Annotated in this window: 16 protein-coding genes; 7 read left to right on the top strand and 9 right to left on the bottom strand. The window is 69.9% G+C overall.

Annotated elements, in window-relative coordinates:
- Positions 1–224: 224 nt before the first annotated feature.
- From ACZ4QV_RS19230 to ACZ4QV_RS19245, 4 genes are all read right to left on the bottom strand, one after another.
- Positions 225–1,121: a LysR family transcriptional regulator gene (locus ACZ4QV_RS19230; RefSeq protein WP_361153012.1), complete on the bottom strand. Its 897-nt coding sequence runs from the start codon at positions 1,119–1,121 to the stop codon at positions 225–227.
- Between the two features lie 265 nt (positions 1,122–1,386).
- Positions 1,387–2,520, bottom strand: coding sequence for a cystathionine gamma-lyase (locus ACZ4QV_RS19235; RefSeq protein WP_361580768.1), 1,134 nt, complete (start codon positions 2,518–2,520; stop codon positions 1,387–1,389).
- A 143-nt stretch (positions 2,521–2,663) separates the two neighbouring features.
- The gene (locus tag ACZ4QV_RS19240) at positions 2,664–3,290 is read right to left on the bottom strand and encodes a low molecular weight protein-tyrosine-phosphatase (protein ID WP_467763184.1); all 627 of its coding nucleotides are present in this window, start codon (positions 3,288–3,290) and stop codon (positions 2,664–2,666) included.
- 96 nt (positions 3,291–3,386) lie between these two features.
- Entirely contained in the window at positions 3,387–3,767 is a 381-nt protein-coding gene (locus ACZ4QV_RS19245; protein ID WP_030022923.1) for a phage holin family protein, read from the bottom strand.
- 48 nt (positions 3,768–3,815) lie between these two features.
- On the opposite strand from ACZ4QV_RS19245, the gene ACZ4QV_RS19250 reads away from it, so the two are divergent.
- The 4 genes from ACZ4QV_RS19250 to ACZ4QV_RS19265 all read left to right on the top strand — a co-directional run bounded on the left by ACZ4QV_RS19250 (position 3,816) and on the right by ACZ4QV_RS19265 (position 6,575).
- Positions 3,816–4,133, top strand: coding sequence for a cupin domain-containing protein (locus ACZ4QV_RS19250; protein WP_361153003.1), 318 nt, complete (start codon positions 3,816–3,818; stop codon positions 4,131–4,133).
- Between the two features lie 288 nt (positions 4,134–4,421).
- Entirely contained in the window at positions 4,422–4,646 is a 225-nt protein-coding gene (locus ACZ4QV_RS19255) for a DUF5326 family protein (RefSeq protein WP_361153001.1), read from the top strand.
- Positions 4,647–5,268: 622 nt separating this feature from the next.
- Positions 5,269–6,045 carry an IclR family transcriptional regulator gene (locus tag ACZ4QV_RS19260; RefSeq protein ID WP_361152998.1) on the top strand — a complete coding sequence of 259 codons (777 nt, stop codon included), beginning with the start codon at positions 5,269–5,271 and terminating at the stop codon, positions 6,043–6,045.
- Between the two features lie 104 nt (positions 6,046–6,149).
- Positions 6,150–6,575, top strand: coding sequence for an SsgA family sporulation/cell division regulator (locus ACZ4QV_RS19265; protein ID WP_031006684.1), 426 nt, complete (start codon positions 6,150–6,152; stop codon positions 6,573–6,575).
- Between the two features lie 67 nt (positions 6,576–6,642).
- Here ACZ4QV_RS19265 and ACZ4QV_RS19270 read toward each other — a convergent pair whose 3' ends face one another.
- On the bottom strand, positions 6,643–8,130 hold the full coding sequence (locus ACZ4QV_RS19270; RefSeq protein WP_467763146.1) for a YibE/F family protein: 1,488 nt from the start codon (positions 8,128–8,130) through the stop codon (positions 6,643–6,645).
- A gap of 223 nt (positions 8,131–8,353) precedes the next feature.
- Between ACZ4QV_RS19270 and thiC the strand changes: the two genes are divergently transcribed.
- The gene (gene thiC / locus ACZ4QV_RS19275; protein WP_361152995.1) at positions 8,354–10,144 is read left to right on the top strand and encodes a phosphomethylpyrimidine synthase ThiC; all 1,791 of its coding nucleotides are present in this window, start codon (positions 8,354–8,356) and stop codon (positions 10,142–10,144) included.
- Between the two features lie 294 nt (positions 10,145–10,438).
- Here thiC and ACZ4QV_RS19280 read toward each other — a convergent pair whose 3' ends face one another.
- The 4 genes from ACZ4QV_RS19280 to ACZ4QV_RS19295 all read right to left on the bottom strand — a co-directional run bounded on the left by ACZ4QV_RS19280 (position 10,439) and on the right by ACZ4QV_RS19295 (position 15,141).
- On the bottom strand, positions 10,439–11,086 hold the full coding sequence (locus ACZ4QV_RS19280) for a BRO-N domain-containing protein (protein WP_467763147.1): 648 nt from the start codon (positions 11,084–11,086) through the stop codon (positions 10,439–10,441).
- A gap of 281 nt (positions 11,087–11,367) precedes the next feature.
- A complete protein-coding gene (locus ACZ4QV_RS19285) occupies positions 11,368–12,273 on the bottom strand; it encodes a hypothetical protein (RefSeq protein ID WP_361152989.1) in 906 nt (301 codons plus the stop codon).
- Positions 12,274–12,477: 204 nt separating this feature from the next.
- The gene (locus ACZ4QV_RS19290; protein ID WP_361152986.1) at positions 12,478–13,632 is read right to left on the bottom strand and encodes a metallophosphoesterase; all 1,155 of its coding nucleotides are present in this window, start codon (positions 13,630–13,632) and stop codon (positions 12,478–12,480) included.
- Between the two features lie 408 nt (positions 13,633–14,040).
- Positions 14,041–15,141, bottom strand: a complete 1,101-nt coding sequence (locus ACZ4QV_RS19295) for a LacI family DNA-binding transcriptional regulator (protein WP_030178622.1) — start codon at positions 15,139–15,141, stop codon at positions 14,041–14,043.
- A gap of 708 nt (positions 15,142–15,849) precedes the next feature.
- On the opposite strand from ACZ4QV_RS19295, the gene hisC reads away from it, so the two are divergent.
- Both hisC and ACZ4QV_RS19305 read left to right on the top strand, forming a co-directional pair.
- Positions 15,850–16,929, top strand: a complete 1,080-nt coding sequence (gene hisC / locus ACZ4QV_RS19300; RefSeq protein WP_361152983.1) for a histidinol-phosphate transaminase — start codon at positions 15,850–15,852, stop codon at positions 16,927–16,929.
- A 255-nt stretch (positions 16,930–17,184) separates the two neighbouring features.
- Positions 17,185–18,693 carry a cytochrome ubiquinol oxidase subunit I gene (locus tag ACZ4QV_RS19305; protein WP_467763148.1) on the top strand — a complete coding sequence of 503 codons (1,509 nt, stop codon included), beginning with the start codon at positions 17,185–17,187 and terminating at the stop codon, positions 18,691–18,693.
- Positions 18,694–18,698 lie beyond the last annotated feature (5 nt).

The raw sequence follows: 18,698 nt of genomic DNA on the forward strand, positions 1-18,698 counted from the left end.
CCAGTCCGCCGAGACGCGCGCCCAGCCGCGAAGCGGACATTCCGGATGGTTGAGGACCCTCGGGACTCTCCTCCCTCGGGGCCTTCGCCGAGCGCACTGCCGCCTGGCCGCCCCCCACCTGGCCGCCTCCCCGTCTGGCCGCCTCCCCGCCCCTCTTCCTGCCCCGCCCAATCCCCTCATGCCCCACCACCGCCCGCCCCGCCCCCGGCGCGAACACCGCCGCCTCACCAGTCCGCTGCCGCCCGGAGCAGCCACTCATGCGTACGGGCGATGTGCGGCAGCGCCAGCGTCCCGGCCCGGGTGGCCAGGAAGTACGTACGCAGAGGCGGTACCGGAGGATCGAGCAGGGCGACGGCCTCGCCGCTGTCCAGCGCCTCCGTGCACAGGTAGCGCGGCAGTACCGCTAGGCCGGCGCCCGCCGTGACGCACGCCAGCACCGCCCGTAAGTCGGAGGCGATGACGGCCGCCGAGGCCGCGGGGGGCGTCTCGAAGACCGCTGACCAGTATCGGGAGATCAGCGGGAGGCTCTCGTGGACCTCGACGAGCGGTACGGGGTCGAGTGCGTGCACGCCCTTCGCCTGGACGACCGAGGGGCCGCCGAGCCGGTCCGCCCACCGTGGGGCCGCTATCAGGACGTGCTCCTCGTCGCACAGCGGCGTGGCGGTGAGCAGGGCGCCACGCGGCCGGGTGGTCGTGATCGCGAGGTCGTGGTGGCCGTCGGCCAGGCCGGCCAGCAGCTCGTCCGCGGGGCCGAAGGCGGTCCGTACGCAGAGGCCCTGGTCTATGAGCGGCGCCAAGGCCGGTAACGCGCGCTGGGAGGTGAACTCCGGTGGACCCGCGAGGTGCAGGGTGCGGATGGCGGACTCCTCGTCGAGTCCGGCTTCGGTGATCTCGGTGAGCGCGTCCAGGTGGGGCGCCACCTTGTGGGCGAGCTCGTCGCCGACGGTGGTGGGGGTCACCCCGCGGGCCTTGCGGAGGAAGAGCGGTCGGCCCAACTGCCGCTCCAGGCTGCGTATCTGGCTGGTCACGGCGGGCTGGGAGAGCCCCAGCAGAGCGGCGGCCCGGGTGAAGGATCCCGCTCGGTGCACCGTGACGAACGTGCGTAATAAAGCGAGGTCCATCCGTACCTCCCTCCACTCCCGTCGAGTCGGCGACCGCCAACTATAAATTTGTCGATAGGGCTGTGTCGCCAGCGTGATTGGACACTGACGCTGAGTCAACTAGCCTTGTCTGCGCGGTTCGAAATGATGCGAACCGGGGCTGGCAGGGTGCCGAGGGGGGATACCCTGCCAGCCCGCTGCGCGTAGCGGCACGGGTACGGGCCGGTGACACCTGCTGCCGCACCGGTCGCCCCCTCCCCCCACCGTCCGCCGCCTCCCGCTGCGGCTAGGACGGCCGCTCGAACGCCGTGTCCAGTGCTCTCGTCACGTCCGCGATCAGGTCCGCCGGCTCCTCGACCCCGACCGAGAAGCGGATGAAACCTTCCGGCACCGCGTCGCCGCCCCACCGTCCGCGTCGCTCGGCGGTGGACCGCACGCTGCCGAAGCTGGTGGCGTCGTCCACCAGCGTCAGCGCCGCCAGGAAGCGTTCGGCGTGGGCGCGGTCGGGCAGCGTGAAGGAGACGATGTTGCCGAAGCGGCCCTCGCGCATCTGCCGTACGGCGATCTCGTGCGCGGGGTCGGACGGCAGCCCGGGATGCCGCAGCCCCGTCACCTCGGGCCGCTCCCGGAGCGCCGCCGCGAGCGCGAGCGCCCCGGCGGACTGCTGCCGCACACGCAGGGCGAGCGTGGCGAGCGACCGGTGGGCCAGCCACGCCTCCATCGGGCCGGGAATCGCGCCGACGGTTTTGCGCCACATCCGTACGGAGTCGGCGAGCGCCGCGTCGCGGGTCGCCACGTAACCGAGAAGTACGTCGCCGTGGCCGGTCAGCGCCTTGGTGCCGCTGGCCACGGAGAAGTCGGCGCCGAGGTCCAGGGGGCGCTGGCCGAGTGGCGTGGCCAGGGTGTTGTCGACGGCGACCAGGGCGCCGCGCGCGTGCGCGGCTTCCGCCAGGCGCCGGATGTCGCAGACGTCCAGGCCGGGGTTGGACGGCGTCTCGATCCACAGCAGCCGGGCGCCGTCGAGCGCGTCGAGTTGCGCGTCACCGGGGGTGGGGGCCGTACGCACCTCGACGCCGTAGCTCTCCAGGCGCTCGCGGACGGCGGGCAGCAACTGGTAGCCGTCGTTCGGGAGGACGACCGTGTCGCCGCTGCGCAGGCAGGAGAAGAGGACCGCCGATATGGCGGCCATCCCGGAGGCGAAGGTCACGGTCTGCGCGGGCTCGTCCGGGGACTCCAGGTCGCCGATGGCCGATTCCAGCCGGGTCCAGGTGGGGTTGGCATCGCGGCCGTACGTATACGGGCCGGTGGCGTCGCCGGGCAGGTGGTAGTGCGCGGCGAAGACCGGGCCGGGCAGGGACGGCTCGTACGCCTCGGCCGCCGGGAGCCCGGCCCGTACGGCCCGTGTGCTGTCACCTGTCATGCGGGGTTCTCCTCGGTGGAGGTGGGGAGGGGCGGGGAGCGGGCGTGGACCTGGCTGGGCCCGGGGGGGCTGGGCCCGGGCCTGGGGTCTGGGCATGGACGTGTGCCTGGGGCCTATGCCGTGACGGAACCGGACCGGAGCCGTCAGGCGACCGACGGTTCCCCAGCGGGCGACCGCTCCCGCCCCACAGACGACCGATCCTGTCCAGCAGACGACCGAACCTCGCCCGCAGACGACCGGAAGCCGACGGGCTGCCCTTCGGCCAGAGCCCCCTCCCCTTCGAGGGCGGCCCGTACCGCCGCCAGCAGTCCGTCACAGGCGGCCTCGACCATCTCCAGGCACTCCTCGAACCCTGCCATACCTCCGTAATACGGGTCGGGAACGTCCAGATCGTGGGAGCGAGCCCCCGTAGGAGCCTCACCGGAGGACAGCGTTCCGTCCGGACGTATGGCCCCTCCGGGCGACACCGCGGCGTCGTACGAGCGCAGCAGCCGCACCTTGGCCGCGTCCCGCGCGGTGGGTGCCAGCCGCCGCAGCGCGCGCAGATGACCTTCGTCCAGCGCGATCACCAGGTCCAGCGTCGTGAACCACTCGGCCCGGAACTGCCGGGCCGAGTGGTCCTCCTCGTAGCCGGCGGCACGGAGGACGGCGACGGTCCGGGGGTCGGCCCCGTCGCCCTCGTGCCAGCCGCCCGTACCGGCACTGTCGACGACGACCGACTCGTCGAGGCCGTTCTCCTCGACGCGGGCCCGGAAGACGGCCTCGGCCATCGGCGAGCGGCAGATGTTGCCGGTGCAGACGAAACAGACGCGGTACGGGGCGGCAGTCCGGGGGTGCGCCGGAGGCGGTGTCGGAGTACGCACGGTTCAGTCCCTGTCGTCGGGCAGCACCATGTGCATCGCCCAGGAGACGATCGAGATGATCACGCCGCCCAGTACGGCGGTCCAGAAGCCCTGGACGTGGAAGGCGAGGTCGAACTTCTCCGCCAGCCACGAGGTCAGCAGCAGCATCAACGCGTTGATCACGAGCGTGATGAGGCCGAGGGTGAGGATGAAGAGGGGCAGCGACAGCAGCTTCACCACGGGTTTGACGACGAAGTTCACCACACCGAAGATCAGCGCGACCAGCAGCAGCGTCAGCGTCTTGCGCCCGGTGCTCTCTCCGGTCAGTGTGATGTCCTTCAGCAGCCAGATGGCCACGGCAAGCGCCGCGGCATTGGCGATCGTCTTGACCACGAAATTCTTCATGGTGAGATCGTCGCAGACGATACGGACACTCCGAGGGGTACCAACGGCATGAAGGCTTTCAGGCTCGACGAACTGGAGGCGGAGCGGGCCGCCAACGACGGCGCGTATCTGCAGTTCCTGCGGGAACGGAACATGTCGGTCGGGCTCTACGCCCTCGACGCGGGCAGCACCGACCCGCAGCTCCCGCACCAACAGGACGAGGTGTACCTGGTCGTCAGCGGGCGGGCGGCGATCACCGTAGGCATGGAGACGACCTCGGTGGCGCGCGGCAGCGTGGTGTACGTCCCCGCCGGGGTGCCGCACAAGTTCCACCACATCAGCGAGGACCTGCGGGTCATGGTGGTCTTCTCTCCGCCCGAAAGCTGAGGCGTGCGCCCCCGGACCCGTAGGGGACGGTTCAGGGGAGGGCCGGGGCCGCGCGGCCCCCGTTCCGTCCCGCGCCGTCCTAGCATCGGTGGTGCAGGGGGGAACAGGGCATCGGGCCCCCGGGGCCGGGGCACCGGCCGGGCACGTGACACGGACGCGGGACGTCGAACAGGACCGCGGGCCGGGGACCGGGGACCGCACATCGCGGTCCGTGGGCCCACGTGATCAAGGCGCACCACAGACAGACGACAGCACACGCGAAGAAGACGCAGAAAGCAGGGCAGAGCAATGGCTGGCAAGGGGACGTTCGCAGGACTTCCGTGGTGGGTGACATGGGTCGCGGTGCCCGTCGTCCTCCTGGTGGTGTTCGGCAGCCTGATCGCCAGCGCGGTCGGCTTCCTGATCGGCCTGCTCTTCAAGGTCCTGGTAGCGGTGGCGCTGATCGCCGGAGTCGTCTACCTGGCGCGCAGGCTCAAGGGCTCCTCGTCCTCCTCGTCGCGGAGCGACTGGTGACCGAGCGGTACGCAGGGAGCCGGGCCCGATCCTGCTGATCGCGCCCCTTCCTCCCTCCTCCTGATCCCGCCCGATTCTGCCGGCCCTCCGCTACGTCGGATCAGACCCGCTGGTCCTTAACCGCTGGCCATGGCCGGTTGGTGCTGGCCAACTGGTCCGGCCAACTGGCCCCGTTCCGCTCATAGCGCCCCGCTCATCGCGCCTGGCTCGCCCCGCTCCGAAAAGGGAGCGGGGCGTTCCCTATTGCGCCGGGGTGCGGCTGCTCCTGTGCCGGTGGTCCGGCCGCCCCCGCGCCGGTGGAGCGGCAGTACCGGGCCGGTCGGCGGGCCGACTCGCGTGCCGATTCCCTGGCCTGTCCCTCACCGCCCTCCTCACTGATCTCCTCGCCGATCTGAACGCCGATCCGCACCCGATCTCCGTGCCATATCCCTCTGCCGCCCGGACCGGCCAAGTTAGAGTGCGGTTCGCAGGCGTCTTCCGGATGGTGACGTTCCGGAAAATACCGAGTGAGGCAGGACCGGTCCGGGCGTCGACGAGGGCCCCTGGGAGACGCGGGCGGAGCGGGAGCGGCTCCCGCCACCGGGGCCGTGCCGCCCCGGCGACCCGACCAGGGGGGTTGGCGTTGGCAACGGTGAACGGTGAATCCGTTTCGCACCCCACGTTGATCGGCTCGGTGCAGCGGGCGCTGCGCCTGCTGGAGGCGGTGGGCGCGCACTCCGCCGGTGCGCCGGCCAAACAGCTGGCCAGGGAGGCGGGGTTGCCGCTTCCGACGACGTACCACCTGCTGCGGACCCTGACGCACGAGGGCTATCTGCGCCGTGAGAACGGAGTGTTCGTCTACGGGGAGGCCGCCGGCTCCATCGGGAGGGCGGGCGCCGAGCGGTGCCGCCGTGCCGAGCTGGGGGACACGCTGGCCGTCCTGGGCGAACGGATCGGCGCCGCGGCCTACTTCGCGGTCTACCGGGAGGGTGAGGTGGAGGTCGTGGCAGCCACCGAGGACCCGCAACGGCCGCCGGTCGAGGAGTGGGTGGACTTCCGTACCACCGCGCACGCACATGCGATCGGGCAATGTTTGCTCGCACAACTCGACGAACGGTCCAGGAAGGACCACCTGGCCCGGTACCCGGTGCAGTCGCTCACGCCCTACTCGGTGCGGTGCGAGGGCGATCTGCTGCACCGCCTGGACGCGGTGCGCCGCGCCCAAGTCGCCTATGAGCAACAGGAATATGCCTTGGGCACAGTATGCTCGGCGATTCCGATCCAGGTGGGTTCGGCGGCCGCGACCGTGGCGATTTCTCTTCCCGCGAGCGACGCTCAGCGCCTACACTGCGTCACCGAACGACTACGCAGAATGGTGGAGGCGACGTTAACGACACTCGCTTTCTCTATCAGTATCTGAAAAATCACTCCTTGTGATCCGCTTGCACGTGACAGACGATGGCGTCAATGGGGCCAAGAAGGACGATTCCTGGCCATCTCCGACCAAGTCCGGGGCAGAGGTTGATGACCGACACAGTTCAGGCAGAAGTGATCATGAGCTTCCTCGTGTCCGAGGAGCTCGCCTTCCGTATCCCGGTGGAGCTGTACTTCGACCGCGCGGACCCCTATGCGGTCAGCTTCACCTTCGACCTTCCCGGCGATGTGCCTGTGACCTGGGCCTTCAGTCGGGAGCTGCTGCTGGACGGACTGAGCAAGCCGTCCGGTGAGGGTGACGTACGTATCGAGCCGTCCTCCTCCGAGCACCTCAGCGATGTCTTCATCAGCCTCCAGGTGGCCGATGAACGGGCGCTGTTCCGTGCCGGCGCTCCGCCGCTGGTGGCCTTCCTCGACCGTACGGACCGACTCGTACCGATCGGGGAGGAAGAGGTGTGCGACACGCTCGACTCGACACTGGACCGCATTCTTTCGGAGGCGCAGAAGGCGGGGTGAGCGGGCCGCCGCTGCCGGCTCGTTGCCGGAACCCGGTCGGCCCGGGCCGGGTGGCCCGGCCGCCGGTTCAGTGTGCGCGCCGCCGCCTGCCGCTGCCGGCGCCCCGACCCGCGCGTCGTCCCGCACTTCGCCCCGTGCTCGGCCTCGTACCCCGCCCTGGACCTCGGCGGGTGCCCCGGCCCGGCTCCAGGCCCGTCTCCCGGTCCGCGGAGACGACCAGCGCGGCCAGCAGGGTGGTCAGCGGTACGGACGCGACCAGGCCGATGCTGCCCACCAGTGTGCGTACGACTTCCTCGGCGACCACCTCACTCGTGGCGACCGTACCGACACTGCTCTGTGCGATCGTGAACAGCAACAGCAGTGGCAGTGCCGCGCCCGCGTAGGCGAGGACGAGCGTGTTGACGACGGACGCGATGTGATCGCGGCCGATGCGCATCGCCGACGTGTAGAGCCTGCGCCAGCCTGCCGACGGGTCGGCCTCCTTCAGCTCCCAGACCGCGGCGGTCTGGGTGACCGTCACGTCGTCGAGCACACCCAGAGACCCGATGATGATGCCTGCCAGCAGCAGACCGCGGACCTCGATGTCGGGGTAGAGGCCGTGCACCAGCCCGGTCTGGTCGTCGGTGTTGCCGGTCAGCAGGGCCCACCCGATGAAGAGGGAGCCGAGCAGGCCGATCAGCAGCAGCGAGGCCAGCGTGCCCAGTACGGCGACGGACGTACGTGCGGTCAGGCCGTGGCACAGGTAGAGGGCGACCAGCATGATCGCGCTGCCCCCGACGACGGCGACCACCAGGGGATTCGATCCCTGGAGGATGGCAGGGAGGATGAACAGCGTCAGCACCAGGAAGCTCACGACGAGCGCGACCAGCGCGAGAGCCCCGCGCAGCCGCCCGACCACGACGACCGCCGCGGCGAAGAGGGCGGCGAGCACCCACATCGGGAAGGTTCGGTCCACATCGGTGATTGAATACTGCAAGTCTTTGGGCGCTTTGGGTGCGTACGCGACCACGACACCTTGCCCGGCCTTGTAGTGCCGCGTGGCGTCGGGCGTCACGATCGCCTCGAACCGCCGGCCCGTGTCCTTCCCGGTGGTCACCTCGACGATGGCCCGCTCGCAGTGCTTGGCCTGCTGGGGGCCGGTGGGGGAGGACGGTTGCTGCTGCGAAGGCTGCTGTTGCTGCTGGGCATGGACGTCCGCACAGTTCACTTCCTCGACCTTCACCACCTTCGCCTTCTCGGTGGGCTGGTCGAAGCCGACACCGGACGGCTTGTGGCCGGGTGCGCCGCCCGGCCACAGCACGACCAGTCCGACCAGGACCGCGGCGGTGAACGGGATGAGCACCGCCGCGATGACTTTGCGGAGGTGGCGCGAGACGGGGGCCGCGGGGCCGTGGCTGTGCCCGTGCCCATGACTGTGCCCGTGCCCTTGGCCGGGGCCAGGCTCGTGTTCGGCTCCGGTCCTGGCTCCGGCCCCGGCTGCGGGCACGGGCCCGGACCCGTGCGACGGACCGGAAGCGTGGTCGTGCGCGGAGTGCGAAGGCTCGTTGCTGGTCACCGCCCGATCATCGCAAGAACTGGCAGGGCCCCCTGTTCACCGCGCCACACCGGCCGCTACCGTGGTGGCACCTTTGCAATCGCGGGAGCTCGGAGCACCGGGCTGAGAGGGCGCTGACCCCCGTACGGAACGTCCGGCCGAAGCCGGGAACGCCGTCACGGACATCGCTGCGTCGACCGCCGAACCTGTTACCGGGTAATGCCGGCGTAGGGAGTGGGTCTTCATGACTCTGCAGGATGCACGCACGCCCGAAAACGGCCAGAACTCCGCCACGGAGATCGGCTGGCACAAGGGCTACCTCACCGGATCGCGCCCCGACCTCCGGGTTCCGGTCCGGCGTGTGCACCTCACCAACGGCAAGGACGTGACGCTCTACGACACGTCAGGGCCGTACACCGACCCCAACATCGAAAACGACGTCCGCCGCGGCCTGGCGCCGCTGCGGGAGAACTGGATCATCAGCCGCGGCGACACCGAGGAGTACGCGGGGCGGCCGCCCCGGCCCGAGGACGACGGTCTCAAGCACACCTCGCCGCGCGGCGGCCTGAAGAACCTCGACGCGGTCTTCCCCGGCCGCCCCCGGCAGCCGCGCCGGGGCCGGGGCGGCGCCGCGGTCACCCAGCTCGCGTACGCGCGGCGGGGCGAGGTCACGGCGGAGATGGAGTACGTGGCGATCCGCGAGAACGTCTCCCCCGAGTTCGTACGGGACGAGATCGCGGCCGGCCGGGCGGTCCTGCCCGCCAACGTCAACCACCCGGAGATCGAGCCGATGATCATCGGCAAGAACTTCCTGGTGAAGGTCAACGCGAACATCGGCAACTCCGCCGTCACCTCCTCCATCGAGGAGGAGGTGGAGAAGATGACCTGGGCGACCCGCTGGGGCGCCGACACGGTCATGGACCTGTCCACCGGCCGCAACATCCACACCACCCGCGAATGGGTGCTGCGCAACTCCCCCGTGCCCATCGGCACCGTCCCCCTGTACCAGGCACTGGAGAAGGTGGACGGCAAGGCCGAGGAACTGTCCTGGGAGATCTACAAGGACACGGTCGTCGAACAGGCCGAACAGGGCGTGGACTACATGACCGTCCACGCGGGTGTCCTGCTGCGGTACGTGCCCCTGACGGCCCGCCGCAAGACCGGCATCGTCTCGCGCGGTGGTTCGATCATGGCGGCGTGGTGCCTCGCGCACCACAAGGAATCGTTCCTCTACACCCATTTCGAAGAACTCTGCGAGATCCTCGCCTCCTACGACGTCACGTACTCCCTCGGCGACGGTCTGCGCCCCGGGTCCATCGCGGACGCCAACGACGAGGCGCAGTTCGCGGAGTTGCGGACGCTCGGCGAGCTGAACTCGATCGCCAAGCGGCACGGCGTACAGACGATGATCGAGGGCCCGGGACACGTCCCGATGCACAAGATCAAGGAGAACATCGACCTCCAGCAGGAGATCTGCGAAGAGGCCCCGTTCTACACGCTCGGCCCGCTGACCACGGACATCGCGCCCGCGTACGACCACATCACCTCCGGGATCGGCGCGGCGATGATCGCCTGGTGGGGCACGGCGATGCTCTGCTACGTCACGCCGAAGGAGCACCTGGGCCTGCCGGACCGGGACGACGTGAAGACCGGTGTCATCACGTACAAGATCGCGGCCCATGCGGCGGACCTGGCCAAGGGCCACCCCGGGGCCCAGGAGTGGGACGACGCGCTGTCCGACGCGCGCTTCGAGTTCCGGTGGGAGGACCAGTTCAACCTGGCCCTCGACCCGGACACGGCCCGCGCCTTCCACGACGAGACGCTGCCGGCGGAGCCGGCGAAGACGGCGCACTTCTGTTCCATGTGCGGCCCGAAGTTCTGCTCCATGAAGATCTCGCAGGACATCCGCCGCGAGCACGGTGGCGACCTGGCGGTCGGCACGGAGGCGGCTGCGGAGGCAGCGGCCGGAATGGCCGAGAAGTCGAAGGAGTTCGCGGCGGCGGGGAATCGGGTGTATCTGCCGATCGCGGAGTGAGAGTTTCCGAGAGCGTAACCTCCCGTTACGGTCTCAGGAGCTCACCGGGGCGTTGTCCACAGGCTGGTGCGATCCCCGCGGCGTGGCTATCGTGCAACAACGTCCGGGCCCGAAGCCGCAAGTTTCGATTGCGACTTCGGGCCCGTTGCGTACGCGCCGTACCGGGTCAGCGAGGCCCCGTACACCTCGGGGCCCCGTCGGCGCCCACCCCGGCCTGTCGGATACACCCCCGTTTGAGCAGCATCCGCAGCGAGTCGTGCACGCGGTGCTCGGTGAGTCCGGTCCGCTGGGCGATCACCCGCAACGGGTAGCTGGCGACACTGAGTTGACGAGCGCCGGAGCAAGGTAGGCCGCTACGGCCCAGATGTCTCCGGTGACGACCAAGTGTCGGCCTTTCCAGTCCGCGAGCAGATCGTCGGGGGTCAAAGCGGGGTTCACGGGGGCCGGTGAGTCGGCTCCGCACAGCTTGTCCGCGATGCGCTCCAGCGATTCGGCCATGCTGCCGAGCAAACGCATCTCCTGGTTTCGCAGCGCCGTGTACGTCTCGTCCATACGGAGGTCGTGTTCCTCAAGGCGGATGATCGCGTCGGCGACGTGATCGGGAATGGTGTAGGCCGCAGGTGCCGCTGGGGCACCGGCTCGGGCAGTGGCTCCACTCAATGAGTACGTACCGTCCCGCTGCACGGCTGCGACTACTTCCGCCACCCAGCATTTGAACGGCTCGGCTTCGGCCTTGGTGCACGTGTTGACGAGCATGATGAGCCCATGGAGGTTCACCATGTTCATCGATGTCTTGAGCCGGTGACCTGCAATCTTGCGGGAAGCGTCTGCCCCACAGACGCTTCGTGCAAGAGCGCCGAGCACTTTGATTCCCGCCTTGGGCACATGGGCCATAAGCGCTTGGCGCGTGTTGTCGTAGCCCAGGTTGACGGCGACATCCACAGCCGGAAACCAATGCGTTCCGTCCGGCAGGGTCAGCCTTCATACCCGCGCCCCTGTCGCCGCGTACACGAAGTCGTTGACGTCGATAGCTTCCTGCCGTCCCGCGTGCGGGGACCGTGCGTCTTGTGTGCTCATGGTGAGCATCACCTCCACCGCCGAACGTAAGTCCCCCGCCACCCCAACCCCCGCCCGATAAACCGCATTTCACTCCATCGTGGCGGGTCCGCGCACAGCCGAGGGGGGCCCGGTATCGGACCCCCCTCGGGTGTGGCGTGCGGGCGCTATTCAGGATGGTGGTCCGGGCCCCCGTAGTCGGGGCTGGTGAAGTCCGGGCTGGTGAAGCGGGGTCGGGGAGCGGCGGGCGGGCCGCCGTCCGGGCTGGTGAAGTCGGGCCGTGAGTAGCCCAGGGTCGGGATACGGCCGCCGTCGACGCCGCGGCGCGGCACGTAACGGGCCGTACCGTGGCCGTTGACGCCGGCCGGATCGGACAGGGCCTCGCGCAGGAACGGCAGTATGCCGCGCTCCAGGAGCGCCTGCCGCCAGGCGTCCCGGGCGAGGTCCACCTCCCCGGCCGGGCCGCTCCGGCCGTCGCCGGTGCGTGGGGCGCGGAGCGAGGTGGAGCCGTTGCGCCAGGCTGCGAGGACCAGGCTCGCCATGGCGACCAGTGCCCCCGCGGCGGTGATCGCCGCGAAGATCCAGCCCACACTGATCATCGGCTGGGCGGCGGACGGGTCGGTGCCGACCGTCCGCAGGATGTACCCGATGACCAGGAACAGGACGGCGGCGATCCCCGCCAGCACCGGGGCCAGCACCGCGAGCATCGCGGCCAGTCCGGCACCGGCCGGTTCGGCGACCTCGCCCACGGTCGTGGCGAGGTCGATCCCCGGTCCGCCCGCGGAAGCGCCTTTCTCCTCACGGCCTTCCACGCCGCCGGCGTCCGGTGCGGGTGCCGGAGCGCGCAGCTCCTCGCGGAGCCGTACATAGTGTCGGTATTCGGCCGTCGCGCATGCGGCGATGGCCGATGTGGCGCTGAGCGCCATGGTGCGCAACTGCTCGGTGTTGAGGTGCTTACCCGCCGCGGAGGGCATTTCCGGTCGGTATTCCGCGGTGCGCAGCGCCTCGTCGAGGAGCCGCGCGAATTCCGCGCGATCCTCGCTCAGCAGGTGCGGAGCGCTGTTCATGTGCATCCCCCGATGCTCCGTAGGGCCGTACAGGCCGGCGTGGGCCGGGCAGTGGGCGGAAACGGAGGAGAGCCTGCTACGGATAGACCGATGGTAGAGCGCCTCCGGCACGGGGTGACAGGGTGTTTGCGGAAATAGGGACCGCTCCTGCCTGGCTCGGGCCCCGCTGCGCCACTTCCCTACCTTCCGCTACCCCTGCCCGGATAACGGTCAGGCAGTCAGGGGAAGTTGTACGACCAGTAGTTTTCCGGCCATGGTGATCCCGCCGTCCATGGCGATGGCCAGCCCGTCGGCGTAGACGTGCGGACCGTCGACGGCGACGCTCTCCCGTTCGTCGTCGTCCTCGCCGCCGACCTCGCCGAGGAGGTACGGGATCGGGCTGTGGCCGTGCACGACGCGCCGGCCGCCGTAGGTGTCGAGGAGTTCGCGTACGGCCATGGGGCCGGCTTCCTCGTCGCGGAAGGCGAACCGCTTGGTGAACTTGCGGAACAGGTCCCAGACCTCGTCCGCGTCGCTGCGCGTGAGGACGTCGTGGACGGTGTCGTTGACGTCCTCGATGGAGTCGCCGTACTCCAGGTAGGCCGTGGTGTCGGAGTGCACGAGCAGGTGCCCGTCCTCCTCCGAGACGGCGTCGAGGCGGGCCATCCACTGCAGGTGGTGGTCCTGGAGGCGGTCCATGTCGGTCTTCTGGCCACCGTTGAGGAGCCAGGCGGCCTGGAAGGACGCGGTGCCGGCGCCGGACTGGACCGGGGTGTCACCGAACCGCTTGGCGCCGAGGAGCAGCAGTTCGTGGTTGCCCATCAGGGCCTTGCAGTAGCCGCCGGCCGCCGCGGCCTCGGCGGAGAGCTGCATGACGAGGTCGATGACGCCGATGCCGTCCGGGCCGCGGTCGGTGAAGTCGCCGAGGAACCACAGGCGGGCGTTGCCGGCGGCCCACTGGCCGTCGGCGTCGATGAGGCCCTCGGCGGCGAGCGCCTCGCGCAGCTCGTCGTAGTAACCGTGCACGTCACCGACGACGTACAGCGGACCGCCGCCCTCCTGCTGCTCGGCGGCGGGTACGGCCGATTCGGGCACGGCCGTCAGGTCGACGGTCGGGCGGTCGATGAGGGTGTCCGTACGGGTGACGGGCGGGAGGTCCGTACGGCCGTCGGGGTGACCGGTGCCGCCGGCCGTGGCGACGGGGCCGACGACCGGGAGGGAGCGCTCGGTGGGCGTGTACTCGGGCGGCATGCCGTGCGGAGCGGCGGGCGCGCCCACGGCCGCCGGAGGAACGGTCGGCTGCGGGGGGACCGCGGGTGCCGGGGGCACCGGTGGAGCAGGCGGCTGCCCCGGAGCCGGAGGTTGTGCCGGCATGGTCCGCACCATGGGTCCCACACTGGCCCCCTGAGTCATCGACCCCTCCACCGTCGCGCCGCCGTGCACCTCGCGGACCTTGCCTGGTCGACGGCGGTCCGTGGTGTCGTGCGCCCATCATAGGAATGCCGCTCGCGGGTTGTGACGCACCCGGGGGTGGTCAATCGCTCGGCGCCCGGTGTTCGCTGCCGTTTTCTCCGGGATCCACCCGATTTTATCCCGGGCGTCTGGGTGCCGGGCGGGCGGCGCGGCGGCGGCGGGGGGACGGCACGACGTGCCGAAGTCGTCCGGTGGGGTGGCTCCGGTCCGATACCCCGGCCGGACACACCTCCGGCCGTGCGGACACGGGAAGCGCGTCCACACGGCCGCTCGAACGTGTGACGGTCGGATCCGGAGGGGCCTGCGCGGTGACCGGCGGGGTCAGGCCCCGGACGGGCCCCGCGGCGGACTGACGGTCGTCCGTGTGGACCTGCGCTGGGAGGAGGTCCGCACGATCAGGTCCGTCGGTATCACCTGCTCGACCGGTCGCCCGCTGTCCAGCCCTTCGATGGCGTCGATGAGGAGCTGGACGACGGCGGTGCCGATCCGGCGGGGCTTGAGGGAGAGGGTGGTGATCGGCGGTTCGGTCGTGGCGTAGACCGTGGACTCGCTGCAGCAGACCAGCAGCAGGTCCTCGGGGACGCGCAGCCCGTAGCGTCTGGCCGCCGCCAGCAGGTCGGTGCCGTTCGGGTCGAACAGGCCGTACACCGCGTCCGGGCGGTCCGGACGGGCCAGCAGGCGGTCGGCAGCCACCGCGCCCGCGCACGGGTCGTGCGCGGGGTAGGACTCGTACACCGGGTCCTGTCCGACGCGCTCGCACCAGCGCAGGTACGCGGTGGTGGAGAGCCGGGTGTAGGTGTCGGTGGTGGTGCCGGTGAGCAGGCCGATGCGGCGGGCGCCGGCATCGGCGAGGTGGTCGAGGAGGCCCAGTACGGCTGCCTCGTGGTCGTTGTCGACCCAGCCCATCACGGGGAGGGTCCCGCCGGGTCGGCCGTCGGAGACGACGGGGATGCCGTGCCGTACGAGCTCGGTGACGACGGGATCGCCGTCGGCCGGATCGATGACGACGGTGCCGTCGAGTGCGACGTTCGACCAGACGTCGTGGCGTGAGGTCGCGGGCAGGATGACGAGGGCGTACCCGCGGGCGAGCGCCGCCGAGGTGGCGGCTCTGGCCATTTCCGCGAAGTACGCGAATTCGGTGAAGGTGAAAGGTTCATCCCCGTACGTGGTGACGGTCAGGCCGATGAGCCCTGACTTGCCGGTACGGAGCGTGCGGGCGGCGGCGGAAGGGCGGTAACCCAACCGGTCGGCCACCTCGCGGACGTGGCGACGGGTGGCATCCGGAAGCCGGCCCTTGCCGTTGAGCGCGTCGGAGACAGTCGTGATGGATACCCCGGCTGCGGCGGCCACGTCCCGGATGCCTGCCCGCCCCAGCCGGCGACCGGTAGACCGGCTCACCTGGTGCTTCCCTGCTGCTGTCATGGCGAGCCGATAGTAGGGCTCGGGCGGTCCTTTCGCGGGGCGCTGCGTGCAGGAGTGGAAAGGCACGTTTCTGCACGGCCGAATGCCCCGTATGCCCTGTGAAACGCAGGGAGTTGGGGGTGTTCACCAGTGACTGTCTGAGGAACGTTGGGAGTCGCCTGCCGATTGGTCCAGGTCTCGGAGTGGTCTCAAGTCACCTTCACGAGGGATGCGCGCCACGGCGCGAGCCACCGGCGCGTGACGCAGGGAGTAGCGCTCCCCAAGGGCTGTGCGCTGTGGTGGCGGGGCGCGCGGGACGATCTTGTGATGGGGTGGTCGTGGTCATCGGTGCGGACGATCTTTGCGTACGGGGTGGGTGTCGGCGCGCGATCTTTGCGTACGGGCCGGACGCCGGCGCGCGCGACCTTCGCGGACGAGCCAGGCGCCGGCGCGCGCGATCTTTCCGTGAACGTGATCTTCCGGCAAGGCGGTCCACCGGGGGCAAGGCGGCCCGCCGGAGGCGAGGCAGTCCACCGAGGACGCCGAGTACACCGAGGACCGGACGGCCCCGGGACGGGTGGCCTCCCGGGCGGGACCCACGGCGCGAATGCCGAGCCGCACAAGGCCCCGGTGCGGCATCCGTTCCGGCCGGGGCCTACGCCTGACGGAGCAATCCTCATAAGGTGTGCAGTATTGGCGACGGACGGCACGGTCGAGGAGGAACCTGCGGTGAGCGAGAAGAGCCCGAAGCTGCGCGCTGCGCTGGACGGCATCCCCACCTACAAGCCCGGCAAGCCGGCTGCGACGGGCGGCCCCGTCACGTACAAGCTGTCCTCCAACGAGAACCCGTACCCGCCGCTGCCCGGCGTCCTGGAGAGCGCGGTGGCCGCGGCCGGAGCCTTCAACCGTTACCCGGACATGGCCTGCACGGGCCTGATGGCCGAGCTGTCGGAGCACTTCTCGGTTCCGGTCGAGCACCTGGCGACGGGCACCGGTTCGGTGGGGGTGGCCCAGCAACTGGTGCAGTCGACGGCCGGGCCGGGCGACGAAGTGATCTACGCGTGGCGCTCCTTCGAGGCGTACCCGATCGTCACCCAGGTCGCCGGGGCCACGTCCGTGCAGGTGCCGCTGACCTCCGGTGAGGTGCACGACCTGGACGCGATGTACGAGGCGATAACCGACCGGACCCGGTTGATCTTCGTCTGCAACCCCAACAACCCCACCGGCACCGTCGTCCGCCGGGCGGAGCTGGAGGCGTTCCTGGACCGGGTGCCGAGCGACATCCTGATCGTGCTGGACGAGGCGTACCAGGAGTTCAACCGCGACGCGGACGTACCGAACGGCCTGGACCTGTACCGGGACCGCCCCAACGTCTGCGTGCTGCGGACCTTCTCCAAGGCGTACGGGCTGGCCGGCCTGCGGATCGGTTTCGCGGTGGCCCACGAGCCGGTGGCGGCCGCGCTGCGCAAGACGGCCGTGCCGTTCGGCGTGAGCCAGCTCGCGCAGGAGGCGGCGGTGGCGTCGCTGCGCAGCGAGGGCGCGCTGATGGAACGGGTGGACGCGCTGGTCACGGAGCGGGCGCGGGTCTGTGAGGCGCTGGCGGCGCAGGGCTGGACGGTCCCGGAGTCGCACGCGAACTTCGTCTGGCTGCGGCTGGGCGACCGCACGCTCGACTTCGCGGCGGCGTGCGAGAGGGCGGGCGTGGTGGTACGCCCGTTCCCCGGCGAGGGGGTGCGCGTGACGATCGGCGAGACGGCGGCGATGGACCTGTTCCTCCAGGCGGCCGAGCAGTTCCGCAAGGAGCTGTGAGCGGCGGGTAGCTGATACCCCGAGCGGGGGCGTGTGCCTGGTGGGCGCGCGCCCCCGCTCTGCTGTTCCTCCGGTCCTTTCCGGACGTGACGGTAGTCACGCACCCCCCGTCAGGGTCAGAAACCAGCCATGGGTGATAATTGCTTGTGAATGTGAACGCGTTCACAAGCGCGCCCCTTATGTACCGCTTCCATCGGGACAAAACGGGGCGAAGCAGCCGTAGACAGCACACGGCGACGTAAGGAGAGACCCGACGTGGACCTGGCGTTGGCGCCAGAGACCCTGGCGCGATGGCAATTCGGCATCACGACCGTCTACCACTTCCTCTTCGTCCCCCTCACGATCTCCCTCGCCGCCCTGGTGGCCGGGCTGGAGACCGCATGGGTGCGGACGGGCAAGCAGCAGTACCTCAAGGCCACCAAGTTCTGGGGCAAGCTCTTCCTGATCAACATCGCGATGGGTGTCGTCACCGGCATCGTCCAGGAGTTCCAGTTCGGGATGAACTGGTCCGACTACTCGCGGTTCGTCGGTGACGTCTTCGGCGCCCCGCTCGCTTTCGAGGCCCTCATCGCCTTCTTCTTCGAGTCCACCTTCATCGGTCTGTGGATCTTCGGCTGGGACAAGCTGCCCAAGAAGATCCACTGCTTCTGCATGTGGATGGTCTCGATCGGGACGACCCTGTCGGCGTACTTCATCCTCGCCGCCAACTCCTGGATGCAGCACCCGGTCGGCTACAAGTACAACGCCGCCAACGGCCGTGCGGAGCTGACCGACTTCTGGAAGGTGCTGACCCAGGACACCACGCTCGTCGTCGTCTTCCACACCCTGACCGCCGCCTTCCTGACCGGGGCCGCGTTCATGGTCGGCATCGCCGCCTACCACCTGATGCGGAAGAAGCACGTCAAGGTGATGCGTACGTCGCTGCGGCTCGGCCTGGTCACCCTGGTCATCGCCGGCGCGCTCACCGCGATCAGCGGCGACCAGCTCGGCAAGGTCATGTTCCGGCAGCAGCCGATGAAGATGGCCGCCGCCGAGGCGCTGTGGGACAAGGAGGGCCCCGCGCCGTTCTCCGTCTTCGCCTACGGCGACGTCGACAAGGGCCACAACAAGGTCGCCATCGAGATACCCGGGCTGCTCTCCTTCCTCGCCCACAACGACTTCTCCACGCCGGTCCCCGGCATCAACGACGTCAACAAGGCCGAACAGCAGAAGTACGGGCCCGGCGACTACCGGCCCAACATCCCGGTCGCCTACTGGGGCTTCCGCTGGATGATCGGCTTCGGCATGGCCTCGTTCGCCATCGGCCTGGCCGGGCTCTGGCTCACCCGTAAGAAGTTCTGGCTCTCGCCGGAGCTGCGTACGGGGGACGAGGAGCCACCCCACCTGGCGCTCACCAAGAACAAGGTGCTCGGCGCGCGCCTGAGCAAGCTCTACTGGTCGCTGGCGTTCGTCACCCTCGGCTTCCCGCTCATCGCCAACTCCTGGGGCTGGATCTTCACCGAGATGGGTCGCCAGCCATGGGCGGTGTACGGCGTGCTGAAGACCTCCTCGGCGGTCTCCCCGGGCGTCTCGCAGGGCGAGGTGCTCACGTCGATGACCGTCTTCACCCTGCTGTACGCGGTGCTCGCGGTGATCGAGGTCAGGCTGCTGGTCAAGTACGTCAAGGCCGGACCGCCGGAGCTGACGGACGACGACCTCAACCCGCCCACCAAGATCGGCGGCGACCACACGGACGCCGACCGGCCGATGGCCTTCTCGTACTAGGGGGC

It is taken from the genome of Streptomyces sp. NPDC026394 (genome assembly GCF_055567735.1).